The sequence below is a fragment of the Tissierella sp. QWL-11 genome (assembly GCF_058683765.1).
On sequence record NZ_CM178750.1, the window covers coordinates 1,406,211 to 1,427,889 of the forward strand.

The following is a 21,679-nucleotide window of genomic DNA, read 5'->3' on the forward strand; positions in this document are numbered from 1 at the left end:
TAAAGCATACCAAAAAATCTAATAGAAATTAGATTACTTTTTGTATTCATAGTGAACACCACGAATACCAGTATATGATTTTGGAGTCATAATACCATCACAAACTTGGCAATAAGGCTGTGGTGGAACAGATGGAGCTAGACCATTAAAAATATTATCCTCTTCTAATTGATTTACAATGAAACTAGGAACCCAAAGGGAATAACCACATTTAGTACAAATAAATTCTACTAAATCATCATTTTTAGAAAAACCTTCAAGAATATTCATAAAACACCTCCACAGTGCTAAATTAATTACTAAGCACTATTATACAATTGAGAAGGAAAATTATCAATATACTGGTTTTCTCCTGAATGAAAAATATCAACAAGTTCCATTGTATGCCCACAAGAACACCATAAAGGGTCTACACCGAAAGCAAGAAGAAGTCTAGCACGCCAATTAGAATACTTTTTTCTAAAGTTTTTCTTAGAAACAGTATCCATTAGATAGAGCTTAGAAGAATGAGAATATTTTTTAGCATAAAGACCATAATATCTAATCATTTTAAATTGTGTTTCTGGAATATGAATAATTAAACGCTTAATAAAATCCATAGCATGTATTTTTTCAACTACCCGTTTGTTGTCTTCGTGGCGATCATAGTAAAACTCAACAAATTCACCATCATAATTAATGATACGAGACTGAGCCATAGCAGGACGCCCAGTGTATCGAATAATATACTTAACAGCCTCAGAAGATTTAGAATTAACATTTGGATTAGCATAAACATAGAAACCCTTAGGATAATTTTTAAACAAATATGATTTAAGAGAATAAAAAGAAGAACCAAGGTTTTTATGAAGAAATGAAAGCATAGTAGCTTGCCACCTTTTCCTGAGCATATTAAAAGGAATATGAGAGATTTTTCTCCAAACAGTTCTGTTACCAGAAGCACCTTCAGTTAAAAGCATATGTATATGAGGGTTCCATTTAAGATCACGACCGAAAGTATGCATAGTAGAAATAAACCCAGGCTTCAAATTCTCAGATTTATTTAATTTAAAAAACCAAGTTAGAATAGTATCAGCACTAGCCTTGAAAAATAGATTGAGAAGCTTTCTATCTCTGCTAAAGAAAATTCTAAGCTCTTTAGGAATAGTAAAAACAATATGACGATGTTTGCAATTAATGAGTTTAGAAGAAATTGAAGAAGCACGATCTTGAATATACTTAGCGCCACAAGAGTTACAAAAACGACTTTTACAAGTAAAATAGACATGCTTAAACTTACCACAGTGTTCACAGTGATAAAGTGCGTGTCCCATTGAAGAGTCACCACATTTAATTATTTTATCAACATTTTTTAAAACAGTAGGTCTAATAGGATAACCTTCATTAAGAAAAGCATCCCAATGATCTGCAAAGATATCTTTAATTTTAAAAGAAATATTGGGCATAAATATCACCAAAATATTTATACCCAAATGAAAACAAATTTAATTTTAAAAAGAAAGTTAAAATTTAAGATTTTAACGCGTCGTAGACGCTATTTTTATTTAATAGGAAAGTTCTACTTTCCTATTAAATAAAAAAAAGGTATGCTCTTAAATTAAAGCATACCAAAAAATCTAATAGAAATTAGATTACTTTTTGTATTCATAGTGAACACCACGAATACCAGTATATGATTTTGGAGTCATAATACCATCACAAACTTGGCAATAAGGCTGTGGTGGAACAGATGGAGCTAGACCATTAAAAATATTATCCTCTTCTAATTGATTTACAATGAAACTAGGAACCCAAAGGGAATAACCACATTTAGTACAAATAAATTCTACTAAATCATCATTTTTAGAAAAACCTTCAAGAATATTCATAAAACACCTCCACAGTGCTAAATTAATTACTAAGCACTATTATACAATTGAGAAGGAAAATTATCAATATACTGGTTTTCTCCTGAATGAAAAATATCAACAAGTTCCATTGTATGCCCACAAGAACACCATAAAGGGTCTACACCGAAAGCAAGAAGAAGTCTAGCACGCCAATTAGAATACTTTTTTCTAAAGTTTTTCTTAGAAACAGTATCCATTAGATAGAGCTTAGAAGAATGAGAATATTTTTTAGCATAAAGACCATAATATCTAATCATTTTAAATTGTGTTTCTGGAATATGAATAATTAAACGCTTAATAAAATCCATAGCATGTATTTTTTCAACTACCCGTTTGTTGTCTTCGTGGCGATCATAGTAAAACTCAACAAATTCACCATCATAATTAATGATACGAGACTGAGCCATAGCAGGACGCCCAGTGTATCGAATAATATACTTAACAGCCTCAGAAGATTTAGAATTAACATTTGGATTAGCATAAACATAGAAACCCTTAGGATAATTTTTAAACAAATATGATTTAAGAGAATAAAAAGAAGAACCAAGGTTTTTATGAAGAAATGAAAGCATAGTAGCTTGCCACCTTTTCCTGAGCATATTAAAAGGAATATGAGAGATTTTTCTCCAAACAGTTCTGTTACCAGAAGCACCTTCAGTTAAAAGCATATGTATATGAGGGTTCCATTTAAGATCACGACCGAAAGTATGCATAGTAGAAATAAACCCAGGCTTCAAATTCTCAGATTTATTTAATTTAAAAAACCAAGTTAGAATAGTATCAGCACTAGCCTTGAAAAATAGATTGAGAAGCTTTCTATCTCTGCTAAAGAAAATTCTAAGCTCTTTAGGAATAGTAAAAACAATATGACGATGTTTGCAATTAATGAGTTTAGAAGAAATTGAAGAAGCACGATCTTGAATATACTTAGCGCCACAAGAGTTACAAAAACGACTTTTACAAGTAAAATAGACATGCTTAAACTTACCACAGTGTTCACAGTGATAAAGTGCGTGTCCCATTGAAGAGTCACCACATTTAATTATTTTATCAACATTTTTTAAAACAGTAGGTCTAATAGGATAACCTTCATTAAGAAAAGCATCCCAATGATCTGCAAAGATATCTTTAATTTTAAAAGAAATATTGGGCATAAATATCACCAAAATATTTATACCCAAATGAAAACAAATTTAATTTTAAAAAGAAAGTTAAAATTTAAGATTTTAACGCGTCGTAGACGCTATTTTTATTTTTATTTGTATGTTATAATATAATTTTTTGTATGTTATAATATAATTTAAAGTATATTAAATAAAAGATGAGGGCGCATATGTTAAAGTATAAAAATACAAAGATAGATATAATAAAAGGTGATATAACTGAAATAAAGGCGGATGCAATTGTAAATGCTGCAAACAATACTCTCCTAGGTGGTAGTGGAGTAGATGGAGCTATACATAAAAAAGGTGGAAGTATTATATTAGATCAGTGCAAAAAGATAGGTGGCTGTCCTACAGGAGAGGCTAGAATTACTACAGGTGGAAAATTACATGCTAAATATGTAGTTCATACAGTTGGTCCTATATATAGAAATAGAGATATGGACAGAAAGCTTTTATATAATTCTTATTATAATTCACTAAGATTGGCTTTAGAGTATAATATAAAAACAATAGTTTTCCCATCTATATCTACAGGTGCATATGGTTATCCAATAGAAGAATCTGTTGAAATATCTGTAAAAGCTGTAGTAGATTTTATAGAAGAAAACGAGGGTATAGATGAAATAATTTTTGTTTTACACAATGAAAATGATTTTAAAGTGTATATAGATAATATAAATGATAAAATGGACATGTATAAATTTACCACAACTATATAATAATAATACATTGACTTAATAGTTTTTTTATTATAGTATTTAATATAGTGACAAGTATTTGTAAAGGGGATGTTAAAAATATTTGCAGACACTCATAAAATAATTGCAACCAATATATACGATAATGTATTTGAGATATATGGATTAAAATTGGATAGAGAAAAATTATTATGGGGTTCAATAGCTCCAGATGTACATCCATACTATAAGATGATTAGACATTATAAAAAAGAGAGTATAAACTTTGTAACTAGAGAAATTATGAAAATTATATTTGTAAGCAGATATATTGATTTTGATAAGAAGCTAGACCCTGTAGCTATCACCATATTGAGTAAAAAAATAGGAATTATTTCACATTACCTATCAGATTATGTTTGTTTAGCTCATGCAAATAGGTGGACCTTTTTTAATTCAATGAAGAGACATATAAGATATGAGACCCGCTTAAATGAAATTGCAAGAACTCATACATTTAATAAAAGTATGATATATACTGATGATATAGATATATATGATTCTAGATTTATAAATTTAGGTTCAAAGATAAAAAATTATATAGAAAGTGTGATCGAAGAGTATTCAGTTCATACAGACTATAAAAACGACTTAAATTTTGCAGTTTCTATAAATTCCAAGATAACTTATTTCATATTAGATACTATACAAACTTATTCAGAAGAAATTCATGGACAATTTGCATTTGAACTATAATATTTTAAGATAATCAAAATTTTAGTTTAGCCTTGTGTCAGAAACATAAGGTTAATTTTTTTGTGGATTTTCAAAATTAATATATTAAGTTTTTGTAGGAATTCTATCTATTTTCCCCCTATAATTTTGATGGAAAATGTAGTATAATAATAAATACTGTCGTAGAATTTATCTTGAATTATGTTTACATTATACAAAATATGGAAAGAATCTTTTGTAAAGGAGGGGAATAGATTATGGCATTGTCAGATACTAAAGTTTATGATATATATGAAGAGCTAAAATACAAATTTCTATTTAACAATGACATTAATTGTATACATATACTTTTAAATTTATATGATTTAGAAAATAATATTAGTAATATATTCCCCAAATATATATCTATAAATAAATTGCGAAAACACATTAGTTTACTTCTTAGAAAACGTAGGGGTAATCATCTTATAGCATATAATCTAGGAGAAGTAATACATGAAGATATAAATAGATTAGAACTTTTTTTATACTTAGAAGGATACAGACAAGGATTTCTAGATAACAAACAAGTAAATCTCTTAGAAAAATTAACCATAAAGTATTATTCAATATCTGATCTATATAATATGAAACATTTATTTCACTTTCAAGGTAAGGAAACAGATATAAAACGATTTAAATCTTCTATTGAAAGAGAAATTAGTGAAGATGAAAAGGAAGATAAGTATTTATATAATATTATTTCAAATTATTCTACTAATATAATAAAACCTAAGATTATTAGTTTAAATAAATACTTGGACAAACAATTGGCAATGGATTATACTTATAAAAATATAAATATAAGAGAAGATGAAACACTATTAACTCTTGAAGAATTAGATAAAATATACGGAGTAGTAGAAAAAATTACTTATAAAAATGCAATTATACTATATAAAGAAGCATATTGGAATGGATTAAATGATAGAGTTTTAAAGAGATATAGATAAAGTATAAAAATATAATATATGGAAATAATATCCCTCTAGAGAGATTTCTGGAGGGATATTAATGAAAAAAAATAAATTTTTAATAATATTTGCTTTTTCTATCTCATTATTTTTATTTAGTTTTATATTAGGATACAGTTTTATGGGGAAAAGTATAGAAAAAGATATTGCAAAGCAAAATAATACTGATGGTGAAACAGATTTAGAGATAAATGATTATAGTGATATTCAGATATTAAAAGAGGAAAAAAGAATTTCTCCAAATACATTTATAGAAATGAGAACCAATTATAGAGAATGTGGACATTTAATTTCTAATATAATTTCTCCGGAAGAAGAAATTATAAATATGGAAGAAGAAGAATATAAAAAATATTTGTCTAATAATTATCCAAATTTAAAATTGATATCATTTTCAAATGAACAAATAGTCCTCTGGGGAGAGAGAAATCATCTATGTGAAAATCATTTTATAGTAGGAGAAAAGGATGGAAATATTGCTGTATTTAAAATTGGAGAAGATGGTGAAAGAATAGAGTATAATATATTTGAAAATTATCCAATAGGTATGTTAATGCCTGTAGACAGAGAAAAATTAAAGGAAGGCATAATTGTAGATACAGAAGAAGAGCTATCCGATTTATTAGAAAACTTTATTAGTTGACTAAGTTAAATACTTGACTTAGTCTTTTTTATGCTTAAAATAGGAAGTTTTATATTTAAAAATATGGTACAATATAGTAAGTAGAATTGAAAGGAGTTTTAAATGATTATACTAGGTATTGACCCAGGAATTGCTATAGTAGGCTATAGTATAATTAAATGTATTGGTAATAATTTTAAACCAATAGAGTATGGTTGTATAACAACTAGTTCTAAACTTTCGTCTCCTCAAAGACTTAAGATAATATATGACGATATGGGAAAAATTATAGACAAATACCAACCTGATGAAGTAGCTATAGAAGAGCTATTTTTTAATAAGAATGTTAAGACTGCAATTCAAGTAGGACATGCTAGAGGAGTTGAGGTCTTAGCTGCTGTAAATAAAAATTTGGAAATTTATGAATATACACCACTTCAAATAAAGCAAGCTGTAGTAGGATATGGTAGAGCAGATAAAAAACAGGTACAGGAAATGGTCAAAATGCTTTTAAATTTAAAGGAAATTCCAAAACCAGATGATGCAGCAGATGCATTAGCTGTAGCTATTTGTCATGGAAGTTCCTTAAATTTCAAAGAAAATTTCAAGATGAAATAATATTTAGGAGTTGTTTAAATGTTTGAATACATAATAGGGGATATTGTAAATATAGAAGATGACTATATAGTACTCCAAAATAATGGAATAGGATACAAGATATTTACTTCAATAAAATCTATGATGGATTTAGAAAATGATAAAAAAGGAAAAGTAATATATACACAGCTACATGTAAGAGATGATGGATTATTTTTATATGGATTTACTACTCAAGAGGAGATGAAAATATTTAATCTTCTATTAAAAGTATCAAAAATAGGTCCTAAAATAGGTATAGGAATCTTATCTACATTAACTCCAAATCAAATAAAAATTTCTATATTGAATAGAGATATAGATTCTTTAAATAAATGCCCTGGTGTTGGTAAAAAGACAGCAGAGAGGATAATAGTAGAATTGAAAGATAGAATAGATCCTAATATAGAAGAAGAGGAATTAGGAGAAATACAAGTTAATTCAAATGATTATGATGAAGCAATAGAAGCTTTAATTTCTTTAGGATATAAGAGATATGAAGTTCAAAAAGCTTTAAATAGTATTAAAGATATAAATCTAGATTTAGAAGATATGATAAGAGAAGGACTAAAGAAATTATCAAAGAGTTAAAGGGTGAACAAATGTGATTGAAGAAAACAATAGAATTATATCAGGATGTCAAAAGCTAGAAGATATAGAAGGAGATACTAGTTTAAGACCTAAGTGGATACATGAGTATATAGGACAGGATAAACCAAAGGAAAAACTAGATATATTTATACAGGCAGCAAAAAAAAGAGGGGAATCCCTAGATCATGTTCTTATATACGGTCCTCCTGGACTGGGAAAGACTACCTTAGCAAATATAATTGCAAATGAGATGGGAGTAAATATAAGAATTACATCAGGGCCTGCAATTGAAAGACCAGGAGATTTGGCAAGTATTTTAACTAATTTAGGAGAGGATGATGTTTTATTTATAGATGAAATACACAGGATAAATAGAACTGTTGAGGAAATACTATATCCAGCTATGGAAGATTTTGCATTAGATATAATAATAGGAAAGGGCCCCTCAGCTAGATCTGTTAGACTAGATTTATCAAAATTTACATTAATAGGAGCGACTACACGAGCTGGACTACTTAGCTCTCCATTAAGAGATAGATTTGGTGTAATGATAAATCTAGATTTATATGATATAGAAAGTTTAACAAAAATAGTTTTAAGGTCGGCTTCCATATTAAATATTAAAATTAATGATAAAGGAGCCCTAGAAATTGCAAAGAGATCAAGAGGAACTCCAAGAATTGCCAATAGACTGTTAAAAAGAGTAAGAGATTATGCACAAGTAGTAGAAGATGGAGAAATAACATGGGAAATTGCAAAAAAGGGACTTAAGATTTTAGAGATAGATGAATTAGGCTTAGACCCAGTTGATAGAAAACTTATTAAAACTTTAATAGATAGCTTTAGAGGAGGGCCAGTAGGAGTTGATACCTTATCAGCTGCTACTGGAGAAGAGAGGACAACTATAGAGGATGTATATGAACCATATCTCCTTCAAATAGGTTTTTTAAATAGGACACCTAGAGGAAGAGTAGTAACAAAGAAAGCCTATGATCATTTAAATATTCCATATGTAGAGGAATAAAATCTTTAGAAAGTAGGTACACATATGAAAAAAGTATATTTTTTAATAATGATATTTAGTATTTTACTTGTAAAGCCTGAAAATATAGATGCTACTTCTATGGATATTGAATACTTAGACATATTGATAGATCAATTTAAAATAAATGAGAGTATTGAGTTAAATAGCGATAATGGATTTGAAATAAGATTAAAAGAAGATGAGAAAGATTACGAGTATATAGAAGGAAATTCTATATTTCTAAATTATAAAGATGACAATTTAATGGAAATCCTAGATGAGGAAGCAAATATTATAAAGACAATTCCAATTGATGAGAGTGTTTTAATAAAGGGAGAATTTTATGGAAAAGATATAATCCAAGTTGGAAAGAATAAATATAGAGGATATATAAGTTTTAGTTTAAAGGGAGATAATATCCTTATAATAAATCATATCAAGGTAAATGAGTACTTGTATGGAGTTCTTCCAAGGGAAGTAGGATCAAGTTTTTCTTATGAAGCCTTAAAAGCACAAGCTGTAGCATCTAAGAATTATGCTTTTAGCAATATAAACAAACATGAAAATGATGGATTTCATCTTTGTAATACTACTCATTGTCAAGTCTATGGTGGATATGATTGGGAAGATGGAACTATTAATAAAGCCATAGATGAAACAATAAATATATTTATAACATATAGAGGAGAGCTTATAAGTACACCTTATCATTCTAATAGTGGAGGATATACTGAAAATAGTGAAGATGTATGGGGTGGTACTGTGCCTTATTTAAGGGCAGTAGAAGATGAATTTTCTTTGAATACACCATATAGCACATGGGATATAGAAATGACTCCCTTAGAAATAGGAAAAAAACTATCTCAAAATGGAATTAATATAGGAGAGATTTTAGATTTAGAGATTTTAGAAAAAACATCTGGTGGGAGAATTTCTAAATGTAGAATAAAGGGGAGTAAAGGAGAAGAAATTATAACTGGGGCAAAACTCAGAAGCATATTGGGAAATACCTATTTTAAAAGTACATCCTTTGAAATTCAAAAAAATGGGTTAGAATCTAAAAACTATGTATTTGCAGTATCAGGGGATTCTGATTCTTCCTTAAGGATTGATTTAAACAATTCTTATATATTAAAAGGAAAAGAGTCTCAAATAAGTAATAGAAGTTCAATAAAGAGGGTAGTAAGTAGAAACCAATCTAGAGATATTATAGGACCTACTCCCCAGGCTTCAAGTTTTAAATTTATTGGAAAAGGATATGGACATGGGGTCGGGATGAGTCAATGGGGAGCTAACGAAATGGCAAAAAAAGGACATGATTATAAAGAGATTTTAAAGCATTATTACAATGGTATTGATTTCTTATATGTAAATGAAAATTAGAGTAGAGGATGGGAAGATGAAGACAAAAGATTTTTATTATGAATTACCAGAAGAACTAATTGCACAACACCCAGTAAAAAATAGAGATAATTCTAGACTTTTGGTTCTAGATAAGGATACGAGTAAGATTGAACATAAAAGATTTAAGGATATAATTGAATATTTAAATGAGGGCGACACCATAGTGCTAAATGACACTAGAGTTTTACCAGCTAGACTCTTTGGAAATAGAAAAGATAAAAATGAAAGAATAGAATTTTTACTACTCGAAAGAAAAGAAGATGATACTTGGGAAACACTTGTAAAGCCAGGTAAAAAAGCAAAAATAGGAAATGTTATTTTCTTTGGAGATGGATTATTAGTAGGAGAAATAATAGATATAAAAGAAGGTGGAACTAGACTGATTAAGTTTCAATACAAGGGAATATTTGAGGAAATACTAGATAAATTAGGTGAAATGCCACTGCCTCCATATATAACAGAAAAACTAGATGATAAAGAGAGATATCAAACAGTATATTCTAAACATAATGGATCTGCTGCAGCACCTACTGCTGGACTTCATTTTACAAAAGAGCTACTACAAAAGGTAGAAGAAAAGGGAGTTAATATTGCTTTTATAACTCTACATGTAGGATTAGGGACCTTTAGACCAGTGAAGGTTGACAATATACTAGAACATCATATGCACTCTGAATTCTATCAGGTAGATGAAAGAACTGCAAAAATAATAAATGAAACTAAAAAAAATGGTGGTAAAATTATTTCTGTAGGAACTACTACTACAAGAACCTTAGAGACATTGGGAAGTGAATATAAGGATATAAAAGCAGGGTCAGGATGGACGGATATCTTTATCTATCCAGGCTATGAATTTAAAATAGTAGATAAATTAATAACTAATTTCCATTTACCAGAGTCTACATTGATGATGTTAGTAAGTGCAATGGCCTCAAGGGATTTAATCTTAGAGACATATGAAACTGCTGTAAGGGAAAATTATAGATTTTTTAGTTTTGGAGATGCAATGTTTATAAAATAATTAGGAGGAAAATATGGCTATAAAGTTTGAATTATTAAAAGAAGCAAAAGATTCAAAGGCTAGATTGGGAGTAATCCATACGCCTCATGGAGACATAGAAACTCCAATATTTATGCCTGTAGGTACGAGAGCTACTGTGAAAACAATGACCCCAGAGGAAGTTAAAGATATAGGAGCTCAGATAATATTAGGAAATACTTATCACTTATACCTAAAACCAGGTCATGAATTAATAAAAAAAGCCGGAGGTTTACATAAATTTATGAATTGGGATCTTCCAATTCTAACAGACAGTGGAGGATTTCAAGTTTTTAGTTTAGGTGATTTAAGAAAGATCAATGAGGAAGGGGTAGAGTTTAGATCACATATAGATGGTTCAAAACATTTTATAAGTCCAGAAAAATCTATAGAAATTCAAAATGCCTTAGGTTCTGATATTATGATGTGTTTTGATGAATGTACACCTTATCCAGCTACTTATGAATATGCTAAAAAATCTATGGAGAGAACTACTAGATGGGCTAAAAGATGTAAAGATTATCATACTAATACAGAAAAACAAGGTCTATTTGGAATTGTCCAAGGTGGAATGTATAAAGATCTTAGGGAGCAGAGTGCAAAAGATTTAATCGAACTAGATTTTCCAGGATATGCTATAGGAGGCTTGAGTGTAGGAGAGCCAATAGAGATGATGAATGATATTTTAGATTTCACTGTGCCTTTACTTCCTAAGGATAAGCCTAGGTACAATATGGGGGTAGGGACCCCAGATTATCTATTTGAATCGGTTATAAGGGGAATCGATATGGCAGATTGTGTATTCCCAACTAGAATAGCTAGAAATGGAACTACTTTAACTAGTCAGGGAAGATTAGTTATAAAAAATGCTAAGTATAAAGACGATTTTACGAAATTAGATCCAGAGTGTGATTGTTATACTTGTAGAAATTATTCTAGGGCTTATTTAAGGCACCTATTTAATGTAGATGAAATACTTGGAGCAAGACTTGCTACTTTACACAATTTATACTTTTTAATAAAACTTATGGAAAATATAAGAGAAGCTATAAAAGAAGATAGACTATTAGAATATAAAGAGGAATTTTATAAAAAATATGGATATATTTAAGAAATTTAATGATTTTTTATAAATATCATGTATAATATTATATAAAGGAGGGATATAGTTAATGAATGCACAACAATTACAAGGGCTTATAATACCTATAGGATTTTTAGTTGTATTTTATCTATTTGCTATTAGGCCACAAAAAAAGAGAGAAAATCAAATTAAAGAGATGAGAAACAGTTTAAAAGTAGGGGACAATGTTATTACTATAGGTGGAATTTATGGTAAAATAACTATTGTAAAAGAAGATATGGTATCATTAGAAGTTGGACCAAACAAAACTAGACTTGATGTAACAAAATGGGCTATTGGTTCAGTAGTTGGAAAAGATTCACCAGTTAAATAAGCTAAAAATAATCTTTATATACTTAGATTAAAATGTATAAAAACTTCCTTATGTTTAAGGAAGTTTTTTGTAATATTAAGCTTCTATCTTTAATAAATTTAATATAAAGATGGAGGTGTATAAATTGATAAATTCAAAAATTAAAAAGAACAAGTATCTATTTAAGGCTTTGCTTTTAAGTTTTATAGCTACATTAGTGTTTTTAATTATTATTTCACTATTACTTAGATTTACAAGTCTCAAAGAATCCACTTTACCCCTATTAAATAATTTTGTATTAGTAATTAGTATAGTTTTAGGAAGCTTTTATATTTCAGCAAAAAGAAAAGAAAATGGGTGGATTAATGGAGCCTTAGTAGGGATGTTCTACTATTTACTTATCATAATTGTTAATGTTATATTTATAAAGCAAGTGAATTTTGATATGATTTTATTAGCAAAGTTAATAGCTTCATCAATTATCGGAGCTATAGGTGGAATAATTGGAATTAATTTAACTTAGAAATATCTTTAAAATTTAAAGCATGTATGTTATAATCAAATGACAATAAAAAATAATCATATGAGAAATTTTGCTAATAAATAAGATATAAAGGGTAGTGGAATATCCACTATCTTTTATTTTGTAAAGAAAGATATCAGAAGGTTTTAAGAGTACATCTTAAAGATTTAGTTGAAAAAATTCTAAATAAGGATTATTATATAATAAGACCTTTTTCAAATAAAACAGTTTTAAAATTAGCAAAATTAGATTAGTTGGAGGGAAAAAATGAAAACAAAAAATTTAATTGTTCTTACATTAGTTTTAGCTATAGTAATAAGTGCTTCATATATAGCTATTAATGGAACAAAAATTAATGATTACAAAATTCCAAGTGCACGAGATTCTATTGATTTAGGATTGGATTTAGCTGGAGGGGTTTATGTGGTTTTGGAGGCTCAAACTGATGCAACTGGAGAAGAGCTACAAAAAATAATGAATCAATCTAAAGCAATTATAAATGAGAGAGTAAATGGACTTGGAATATCAGATCCTAATATTGCAATAGAAGGAGATAAAAGGCTTAGAATAGAATTAGCAGGTGTTGAAGACTCTCAAGAAGCTATAGACTTAATAGGTAAAACTGCCCAATTACAGTTTGTAGAACCTAATGGAGATATAGTAATCACAGGTAAAAATGTAAAAGGTACAAATGTGGCTTTTCAACCAAATTCACTGGGAGTTGATGAGCCGGTTGTAACATTAGAGCTTGATAAAGATGGGACAAAGCGCTTTGCAGAAGCTACAGGAAGACTTACATTAGAAGAAAATCTAGAAGATAGAATAATATTTATAGTATTAGATGAACAAGTTATCTCTAGCCCTGCAGTTCAAAGTGAAGCTGAAGGTGGAGGAGCTATAACAGATGGTAAAGCTGTAATATCAGGAAGTTTTGATCCAGAATCTGCAAATGAGCTATCTACTTTGATCAGGGCAGGAGCTCTACCTGTAGAGATGATAGAACATCAAACATCTGTAATAGGACCTACACTTGGATTGGAATCCTTTGACACAAGTATAAAAGCTGGGGGAATTGCACTTTTAGTTATATTTTTGTTTATGATATTAGTTTATAAAATTCCAGGAATAGTAGCATCTATAGCTATTACTGTATATACTTTAATAATAATTTTTACTATGATAGCTTTAAATGTAAAACTAACTCTTCCAGGAATAGCAGGATTGATTTTATCTATCGGAATGGCAGTAGATTCAAATATCTTAATATTTGAGCGTATCAGAGAAGAATTGTTAATTGGCAAGACCATAAGAAGTTCTATTGATTCAGGATTTAGAAGGGCTTTAAGTTCAGTGATAGATTCTAATATAACTACATTAATTGCAGGAATTGTTTTATACTATTTTGGTATAGGACCGATAAAAGGATTTGGGGTAACACTTACCATAGGAATTTTGGCTTCATTAATTACATCAGTTTTATTTACTAAATATCTTTTAAAAATATTTTCAAATATATTCGAAAGCAAAAACTCGAAAATTTATGGAGCATAGTTAGGAGAGGGAAAATGAATATAATAAAAAACAGAAAAATTTATATAATAATTTCTCTAAGTATTATGATATTAGGTTTAATTATGTATTTTGTCAATGGACTTAATTATGGTATAGAATTTACTGGAGGAACGATAATTGAAATAAATGGAGATAAGTTTATTGAAGTTGAAGAGGTAAGAGTTATTACTGATGAATTCGATAAAAATGCTAGTATAATTCATAGTGGAGAGGAACAACAAAATTTAATTATTAAAAGTACCTTAGACCTTTCAAATGATAGTATTACTAAAATAATAAACAGCTTTGAAGAGTCTCATGGTATAGATGTAAAAAACTATCAATCTAAGAAATTTGGACCAACAATGGGAGCAGAAATTAAAAATAAGGCCTTGCTTTCTACTTTTATAGCAACAGCTGCAATGCTTTTATATATTACATTTAGATTTGAATTTAAATTTGGTATATCTGCAATAGTAGCTTTAATACATGATGTAATTATAACTATGTCTATATATGCTATATTTAAATTGCCTATTAATGCTTCATTTATAGCAGCAATACTTACAATAGTAGGTTACTCTATAAATGATACAATTGTAATATTTGATAGGATAAGGGAAGAATTAAAATTAAATCCTAAAGATGGATATGAAAAGGTTATAAATAATAGTATTAGATATTCTTTAAGGAGAACTATAAACACAACTATTACTACTTTATCAGCAGTATTAATATTGTATATAGTAGGAGTGGAGGATGTAAAAGTTCTTGCACTACCATTATTACTAGGAATGATATCTGGTACCTATTCTTCTATATTTATTGCACCACCATTTTGGTATCAATTAAATAATACAAAAATAAAAACTGCTAAATAGCAGTTTTTATTTTATAATTTCTTCATAGAATTTTCATGAATTAATAGTAATTTCTTATATAAAAAAGAAATCACTAGAATTTATTTCTTTAAAATGATAAAATTTAGATATTATGTAAAAGTTATAAAGTGACGGAGTGATTTTTTGGAAAAATGGCTTATTAGAAACAAAAATATAGATCATATTAAAATAGCTAAGGATTTAAAGATAGATCCTATTATAAGCAAGATATTAGTCAATAGAGATATAAGTAATACTAATTCTATAGAGCGATTTTTAAATTATGATTTAAATAAATTATATTCTCCTCATCTTATGAAAGATTTGAAAAAGGGTGGAGACATATTAAAGGACAAGATACAAGAGAATAAAAAGATTAGAATTGTAGGAGATTTTGATGTAGATGGAGTTATGTCAGTATATATACTCTTAAAAGCATTGAGATATTTAGGTGCAAATGTAGACTATGATATACCAAATAGAGTAGATGATGGATATGGTATAAATGAAACTATAGTAAATAGGGCTTGTAGTGAAGGTGTTGATACAATTATAACTTGTGATAATGGAATATCTGCAATAGAGCCAATTGCTCTTGCAAAGGACTTAGGTCTAACTGTTATAGTTACTGATCATCACAACCCACCAGAGGTGACTTCTAAGGCTGATGCAATAATAGATCCTAAAAGAGATGACTGTGAGTATCCATTTAAAATGCTCTGTGGTGCAGGAGTGGCTTTTAAATTAATCCAGTATGTATATGAACTATTTAGTATCTCTAATAATGATTTATATCCCCTATTAGAGTATGTGGCTATAGCTACTATTTGTGATGTTGTAGACTTAGTAGATGAAAATAGAATAATTGTAAAGTATGGATTAGAATTATTAAACTCTACTGAGAATATTGGATTAAAAGCTCTTATTGAGGAGACAGAAATAAATAAAGAAATAAGTGTCTATACTGTTGGATTTGTAATAGGTCCTTGTATAAATGCATCTGGAAGAATAGATACAGCATATGTAGCTTTAAATCTATTTTTAAGTGAAGATATAAATGAAGCGCGACAACTAGCAAAAGAGCTTAAAGGTTTAAATGAAGAAAGAAAAGCTATGACGGAAACTGGGGTAGAACTGGTAAATGAAAATATTGAAAGAAATGGTTTATTAGAAGACAAGATACTTTTAATATATCAACCGGAAATACATGAAAGTGTAGCTGGTATAATAGCAGGTAGAATAAAAGATATCTATTATAGACCTACAATAGTTCTTACAAATGGTAAAGATGGAGTAAAAGGGTCTGCACGATCCATAGAAGAATATGATATATTTAAAGAGTTAACACTGTGTAGGGAACTTTTAGACAGGTTTGGAGGCCATAGTCTTGCTGCAGGGTTATCTTTGAATATAGAGAACATAGATAGACTTAGAATTATGTTAAATAAAAACACAAAATTAACTAAAGAAGATTTAATTCCTAAGATATATATTGACATGGGACTTCCACTAGATTATATTAATTATAAGCTAATCGAAGATTTAAAGATATTAGAGCCTTTTGGAAAGGGAAACCCAAAGCCCTCATTTGGAGAAAGATCCCTATTAATTAAGCGAGGCTTTGTGTTAGGAAAGAATAAGAATGTGATAAAATTAGTTTTAGAATCTAAAAGGGGTTCTGTATTGGAAGGATTAATATTTAATAATACTGGGAGCTTTGAAGAATCTGTAGTATCGAAATATGGAGAAAGTGGATTACAAAATATTTATAGAGGTATAAATAAGGATATATTTATTGATATCTTATATTGGCCTTCAATAAATGAGTATATGGGAAAGACAAATTTACAAGTTGTAGTTCAAAATTATAGGTTTTAAATAAAATATCAAGGAGGTGAAGGCCATGTTAGAAAAATTATTAGCTAAAACAGAACAATATAATCCTCAAGCAGAATTAAGTCAAATCATAAAAGCTTATAGATTTGGTGAGTCGGCTCATGAAGGGCAACTTAGGAATTCAGGTGAGAATTTTTTTATTCATCCAATCCATGTAGCTATGATACTGGCAGACTTGAATATGGATACTGCAACTATAATAGCCGGTCTTCTCCATGATGTAGTTGAAGATACCAAGATAAGTTACGAAGACATAGCAGAGGAATTTGGAGAAGAAGTTGCAAATATAGTAGATGGAGTAACTAAGTTAAAGAAGTTAAAATATAAGACTAAACAAGAAAATCAAGCTGAAAACTTGAGAAAAATGGTTCTTGCAATGTCTAAAGATATAAGAGTTATCATAGTAAAATTAGCTGATAGACTTCACAATATGAGAACCTTAGAATATATGACTCCTGAGAAAAAGAAAGAAAAAGCTCTAGAAACCTTAGAAATTTATGCTCCTTTGGCTCATAGACTTGGGATTTCAAGGATAAAATGGGAACTAGAAGATTTGTCTTTGAGATATTTAGATCCAGAAAAATATTATGATCTAGTAGAAAAGGTATCAAAACGACGAAAAGAAAGAGAAGACTTTATTAAAAATATAATACAGACTTTAAAAGAAAAATTAGATGATGTAGATATAAAAAGTCAAATTGATGGAAGGCCTAAAAGCTTTTATAGTATTTATAAAAAGATGGAATATCAAAATAAAGAGTTTGAACAAATTTTTGACTTGACAGCTATTCGTGTGCTAGTTGACAATATAAAGGACTGCTATGGGGTTTTAGGAATTGTTCATACACTTTGGAAACCATTACCTAGGAGGTTTAAAGACTATATAGCAATGCCTAAACCTAATATGTACCAATCTCTTCATACAACAGTAATAGGAGATAAGGGAGAGATTTTCGAAGTGCAAATACGTACTTGGGAAATGCACAAGACTGCTGAATATGGTATTGCAGCTCACTGGAAATATAAAGAGGGGATCTCTAAGACAGAAAACTTTGATGAAAAGCTTACTTGGTTAAGGCAACTTTTAGAATGGCAAAATGATTTACAAGATCCAAAAGATTTCATGGAGACATTAAAAATTGATTTTTTCACAGATGAGGTATTTGTATTTACTCCTAAGGGAGATGTTATTAATTTACCTGTAGGATCAACACCTATAGACTTTGCCTATAGAGTTCATACTGATGTTGGAAATACTTGTGTAGGTGCAAAAATAGATGGTAGGATAGTACCACTTAACTATAAATTAAAAAATGGAAATATAGTTGAAGTAATAACATCTTCAAATAGTAGTGGGCCTAGCAGAGATTGGTTAAAAATTGTAAAAAGTACCCAAGCTAAATCAAAGATAAAACAATGGTTTAAAACAAAAGATAAAGATACAAATAGAATTAAAGGAAAAGAAATATTAGAAAAAGAATTAAAAAGACAGGGTTATAAGCTATCTGAAATTTTAAGAGAAGAATGGCTAGAAAAGATTGCAAAAAGAGGGAGCATAAGTAATATTGATGATCTTTATGCATCTATTGGATATGGAAATATTAGTGTCAATCAAATAATCACTAAATTAAAAGATTTTTATAATGATTTTTATAGGGAAAGAATAGCAGAGAAGTTTATTGAAGAAAAATCTAAAAAACAAAATTTAAAAAATAGAAATAAGGATCCCCAGGGGGTTTCAGTTAAAGGTATAGAAGGGATAAAAGTTAGATTTTCAAAATGTTGTAATCCGGTACCAGGAGATGAAATAATTGGTTTTATCACTAAGGGAAGAGGGGTATCTATTCATAGAACTGATTGTCCTAATATAGCTCAAGATAAAGAGTCAGAAAGATTTATAGAAGTTAATTGGAATGCTCCGAGAAATGTTTCATTTCATGCAGAAATACAAGTACAGGCAATAGACAGACCAGGACTTTTGGCAGATGTAGCTTTAAAAATGAATGAAGTAGATGTAGGATTAGTTTCTTTAAATGCTAGGACAAATAAAGAAAAGATTGTTATTATAAACATGCTTTTAGAAATAAATGATAAAGAGCAGCTAAAAAATATTATGAAAAAAGTTAAAAATATAAAAAGTGTATTAGATGCTTATAGAGTTACAACTTAGGAGGTATTTAATTGAGAGCAGTTGTGCAAAGAGTTTCTTCCTCAGCAGTAGAAGTTAAAGAAGAAATAGTAGGAAAAATAGATAGAGGATTACTGGTATTTTTAGGAATAGGGGAAGATGATGAACAAAAAGATTTAGAGTATATATGTGACAAGGTAGTTGGACTTCGCATATTTGAAGATGAAAATGATAAAATGAATTTATCAGTAAAGGACATAGGTGGAGAAATTTTAGTAATATCTCAATTTACTTTATATGGAGATGTAAGGAAGGGAAAGCGACCTAGCTTTTCCAAATCTGCTAATCCTGATATTGCAGAGAAACTATATAAAGAATTTATTAAAAAAATCAAGTCTTTAGGAATCCATACAGAAGAGGGAATATTTGGAGCAGATATGGATGTTTCTTTAATAAATGATGGACCTGTAACAATATTACTAGATAGTAAAAAGACTTTTTAGGAGGATAAATTTGAAGATTATTAAAACATCAGTAGGTGTGTATGGAGCTAATAGTTATATTGTGTATTCAGAAAACACAAATGATGCTATTATAATAGATCCAGGTGGAGATGCAGCCTTATTATTTAAAAAAGTAAAAGACAATAATTTAAATGTAAAATATATAGTTTTAACTCATGGCCATGGAGATCATATAGGTGGAGTAGAAGACTTAAAGAGTATGTTAAATGCAAAATTATTAATTCATAGAGATGATGTAGATATGATTAAAGATCCTAGAGTTAATCTCTCAATCATCATGGGGACAGGAGATATATCAATAGAGGCAGATGAAGTTCTTCAAGATGGAGATACTATAGAGTTTGGTGATTTAAAGATAGATGTAATTCATACTCCAGGACATACTAGAGGAGGAATTTGTTTAAAAATAGGTAATCACCTTTTTACGGGAGATACTTTATTTAAAGGGTCTGTAGGTAGAACTGACTTAGCAGGTGGAGACTATAATATGTTAATGAATTCAATAAATGAAAATATATTAACACTAGAAGATGATACTATAGTTTTACCGGGGCATGGAGATAATTCAACTATAGGTGATGAAAAGATTAGAAACCCATACATAATATAAGTATGGGTTTTAAGTTTGATAATATCTTGATAAAGTTTTTAAATTTGATATAATAAATGTGTAATTATAACTAATGTATTTATACATAATACTTAATTAATGTATTTTAACCAAAGAAAGGATGATAAGATTGAATTATTCAGAATTGAGTTTACAAATGCATGAAAAAAACAAAGGTAAGGTTGAAGTTATTTCTAAAGTGAAAGTTGAAACAAGAGATGATTTAAGTATAGCTTATACTCCTGGAGTAGCTGAACCATGTAGGAAGATAAATGAGGATAGGGAAAATGTTTACAGATATACAGCAAAGGGTAATTTGATAGCAGTAATTACCGATGGAACTGCAGTTTTAGGACTTGGAGATATAGGACCTGAAGCTGCCATGCCTGTAATGGAAGGCAAGTCTATATTATTCAAAGAATTTGGGGATGTAGATGCAATTCCAATACTACTTGATACTAAAGATGTAGACGAAATTGTTGAAACTGTAAAGAGAATATCACCTACTTTTGGAGGAATAAATCTTGAAGATATATCTGCTCCTAGATGTTTTGAAATTGAAAAAAGATTAAAAGAAGAACTAGATATACCTGTATTCCATGATGATCAACATGGGACAGCTGTAGTAGTAAGTGCTGGTCTTATAAATGCATTAAGAGTTGTAGACAAAAAAATAGAAGATATAGAAGTTGTAGTAAACGGAAGTGGTGCAGCAGGTGGAGCTATAGTAAAAATGCTTTTAGGATTAGGTGTTAAAAATGTAATTATGTGTGATAGAAAAGGAATTATATACAAAAACTCTCCTACAAATAATAGTGTAAAAGAAGAATTAGCGGAGATAACTAATAAAGAAGACAAAAGAGGAAGTTTAAGGGATGCTATGGTAGGAGCAGATGTGTTTATTGGAGTTTCTGCAGGTAATGTGGTAGACAAAGATATGGTAAGATCTATGAATAAAGATTCTATAATATTTGCAATGGCAAACCCAACACCTGAGATATTTCCTGATGATGCAAAGGATGCAGGAGCTAGAGTGGTAGGTACTGGTAGATCTGATTTTCCAAATCAGATAAATAATGTATTGGCTTTCCCGGGAATATTTAGAGGAGTATTAGATGTTAGAGCAAGTGATATAAATAACACTATAAATATTGCGGCAGCTTATGCTATAGCAGACATGGTAGATGAAAAAGATCTTTCTGAAGAATTTGTAATACCTAATGCTTTAAATAAAGAAGTAGCAGAAAAAGTTGCAGAGGCAGTTAAAAAAGCTGCAAAGGATTCAGGATTAGCTAGAGCTTAGTCTCTTGACATAAACTACAATATGTTTTATA

Annotated in this window: 23 protein-coding genes; 19 read left to right on the forward strand and 4 right to left on the reverse strand. The window is 29.2% G+C overall.

The features are described from left to right. Positions 1–33: 33 nt before the first annotated feature. From AC4PG3_RS06715 to AC4PG3_RS06730, 4 genes are all read right to left on the reverse strand, one after another. Complete coding sequence (locus AC4PG3_RS06715) at positions 34–270, reverse strand: hypothetical protein (protein WP_492195895.1); 237 nt, start codon at positions 268–270, stop codon at positions 34–36. A 29-nt stretch (positions 271–299) separates the two neighbouring features. Then, complete coding sequence (locus tag AC4PG3_RS06720; protein ID WP_492195896.1) at positions 300–1,445, reverse strand: IS91 family transposase; 1,146 nt, start codon at positions 1,443–1,445, stop codon at positions 300–302. 186 nt (positions 1,446–1,631) lie between these two features. After that, positions 1,632–1,868, reverse strand: a complete 237-nt coding sequence (locus AC4PG3_RS06725) for a hypothetical protein (protein WP_492195895.1) — start codon at positions 1,866–1,868, stop codon at positions 1,632–1,634. Positions 1,869–1,897: 29 nt separating this feature from the next. Continuing rightward, entirely contained in the window at positions 1,898–3,043 is a 1,146-nt protein-coding gene (locus AC4PG3_RS06730) for an IS91 family transposase (protein WP_492195896.1), read from the reverse strand. Positions 3,044–3,222: 179 nt separating this feature from the next. Here AC4PG3_RS06730 and AC4PG3_RS06735 point away from each other — a divergent pair, with 179 nt between their 5' ends. From AC4PG3_RS06735 to AC4PG3_RS06825, 19 genes are all read left to right on the forward strand, one after another. Continuing rightward, the gene (locus tag AC4PG3_RS06735) at positions 3,223–3,774 is read left to right on the forward strand and encodes an O-acetyl-ADP-ribose deacetylase (protein WP_492195897.1); all 552 of its coding nucleotides are present in this window, start codon (positions 3,223–3,225) and stop codon (positions 3,772–3,774) included. 69 nt (positions 3,775–3,843) lie between these two features. Continuing rightward, the gene (locus tag AC4PG3_RS06740) at positions 3,844–4,488 is read left to right on the forward strand and encodes a zinc dependent phospholipase C family protein (RefSeq protein WP_492195898.1); all 645 of its coding nucleotides are present in this window, start codon (positions 3,844–3,846) and stop codon (positions 4,486–4,488) included. Positions 4,489–4,724: 236 nt separating this feature from the next. Further along, positions 4,725–5,459, forward strand: coding sequence for a hypothetical protein (locus AC4PG3_RS06745; protein ID WP_492195899.1), 735 nt, complete (start codon positions 4,725–4,727; stop codon positions 5,457–5,459). A gap of 61 nt (positions 5,460–5,520) precedes the next feature. Next, positions 5,521–6,123, forward strand: a complete 603-nt coding sequence (locus AC4PG3_RS06750) for a BofC C-terminal domain-containing protein (protein WP_492195900.1) — start codon at positions 5,521–5,523, stop codon at positions 6,121–6,123. A gap of 102 nt (positions 6,124–6,225) precedes the next feature. Then, complete coding sequence (ruvC, locus tag AC4PG3_RS06755; protein WP_492195901.1) at positions 6,226–6,720, forward strand: crossover junction endodeoxyribonuclease RuvC; 495 nt, start codon at positions 6,226–6,228, stop codon at positions 6,718–6,720. Positions 6,721–6,738: 18 nt separating this feature from the next. Beyond that, on the forward strand, positions 6,739–7,329 hold the full coding sequence (ruvA, locus tag AC4PG3_RS06760) for a Holliday junction branch migration protein RuvA (protein ID WP_492195902.1): 591 nt from the start codon (positions 6,739–6,741) through the stop codon (positions 7,327–7,329). 13 nt (positions 7,330–7,342) lie between these two features. Continuing rightward, positions 7,343–8,353, forward strand: a complete 1,011-nt coding sequence (gene ruvB, locus AC4PG3_RS06765; protein ID WP_492195903.1) for a Holliday junction branch migration DNA helicase RuvB — start codon at positions 7,343–7,345, stop codon at positions 8,351–8,353. A gap of 24 nt (positions 8,354–8,377) precedes the next feature. After that, on the forward strand, positions 8,378–9,736 hold the full coding sequence (locus AC4PG3_RS06770; protein ID WP_492195904.1) for a SpoIID/LytB domain-containing protein: 1,359 nt from the start codon (positions 8,378–8,380) through the stop codon (positions 9,734–9,736). 16 nt (positions 9,737–9,752) lie between these two features. Continuing rightward, positions 9,753–10,778, forward strand: a complete 1,026-nt coding sequence (gene queA, locus AC4PG3_RS06775; RefSeq protein ID WP_492195905.1) for a tRNA preQ1(34) S-adenosylmethionine ribosyltransferase-isomerase QueA — start codon at positions 9,753–9,755, stop codon at positions 10,776–10,778. Between the two features lie 13 nt (positions 10,779–10,791). Beyond that, complete coding sequence (gene tgt / locus AC4PG3_RS06780) at positions 10,792–11,907, forward strand: tRNA guanosine(34) transglycosylase Tgt (RefSeq protein WP_492195906.1); 1,116 nt, start codon at positions 10,792–10,794, stop codon at positions 11,905–11,907. Between the two features lie 61 nt (positions 11,908–11,968). Further along, positions 11,969–12,253, forward strand: a complete 285-nt coding sequence (gene yajC, locus AC4PG3_RS06785) for a preprotein translocase subunit YajC (RefSeq protein WP_492195907.1) — start codon at positions 11,969–11,971, stop codon at positions 12,251–12,253. A 124-nt stretch (positions 12,254–12,377) separates the two neighbouring features. Next, positions 12,378–12,755 (forward strand): TIGR04086 family membrane protein, encoded by a 378-nt coding sequence (locus AC4PG3_RS06790; protein ID WP_492195908.1) that lies wholly within the window; start codon positions 12,378–12,380, stop codon positions 12,753–12,755. Positions 12,756–13,022: 267 nt separating this feature from the next. Continuing rightward, a complete protein-coding gene (secD, locus tag AC4PG3_RS06795) occupies positions 13,023–14,306 on the forward strand; it encodes a protein translocase subunit SecD (protein WP_492195909.1) in 1,284 nt (427 codons plus the stop codon). A gap of 14 nt (positions 14,307–14,320) precedes the next feature. Next, on the forward strand, positions 14,321–15,187 hold the full coding sequence (gene secF / locus AC4PG3_RS06800) for a protein translocase subunit SecF (protein WP_492195910.1): 867 nt from the start codon (positions 14,321–14,323) through the stop codon (positions 15,185–15,187). A gap of 144 nt (positions 15,188–15,331) precedes the next feature. Further along, the gene (gene recJ / locus AC4PG3_RS06805) at positions 15,332–17,065 is read left to right on the forward strand and encodes a single-stranded-DNA-specific exonuclease RecJ (RefSeq protein WP_492195911.1); all 1,734 of its coding nucleotides are present in this window, start codon (positions 15,332–15,334) and stop codon (positions 17,063–17,065) included. Positions 17,066–17,090: 25 nt separating this feature from the next. After that, positions 17,091–19,253, forward strand: coding sequence for a RelA/SpoT family protein (locus tag AC4PG3_RS06810; protein ID WP_492195912.1), 2,163 nt, complete (start codon positions 17,091–17,093; stop codon positions 19,251–19,253). An 11-nt stretch (positions 19,254–19,264) separates the two neighbouring features. After that, a complete protein-coding gene (gene dtd / locus AC4PG3_RS06815; RefSeq protein WP_492195913.1) occupies positions 19,265–19,714 on the forward strand; it encodes a D-aminoacyl-tRNA deacylase in 450 nt (149 codons plus the stop codon). Between the two features lie 10 nt (positions 19,715–19,724). Beyond that, positions 19,725–20,345, forward strand: a complete 621-nt coding sequence (locus AC4PG3_RS06820; RefSeq protein WP_492195914.1) for an MBL fold metallo-hydrolase — start codon at positions 19,725–19,727, stop codon at positions 20,343–20,345. Positions 20,346–20,475: 130 nt separating this feature from the next. Then, positions 20,476–21,648: an NAD(P)-dependent malic enzyme gene (locus tag AC4PG3_RS06825; protein ID WP_492195915.1), complete on the forward strand. Its 1,173-nt coding sequence runs from the start codon at positions 20,476–20,478 to the stop codon at positions 21,646–21,648. The last annotated feature ends 31 nt before the right edge of the window (positions 21,649–21,679 follow it).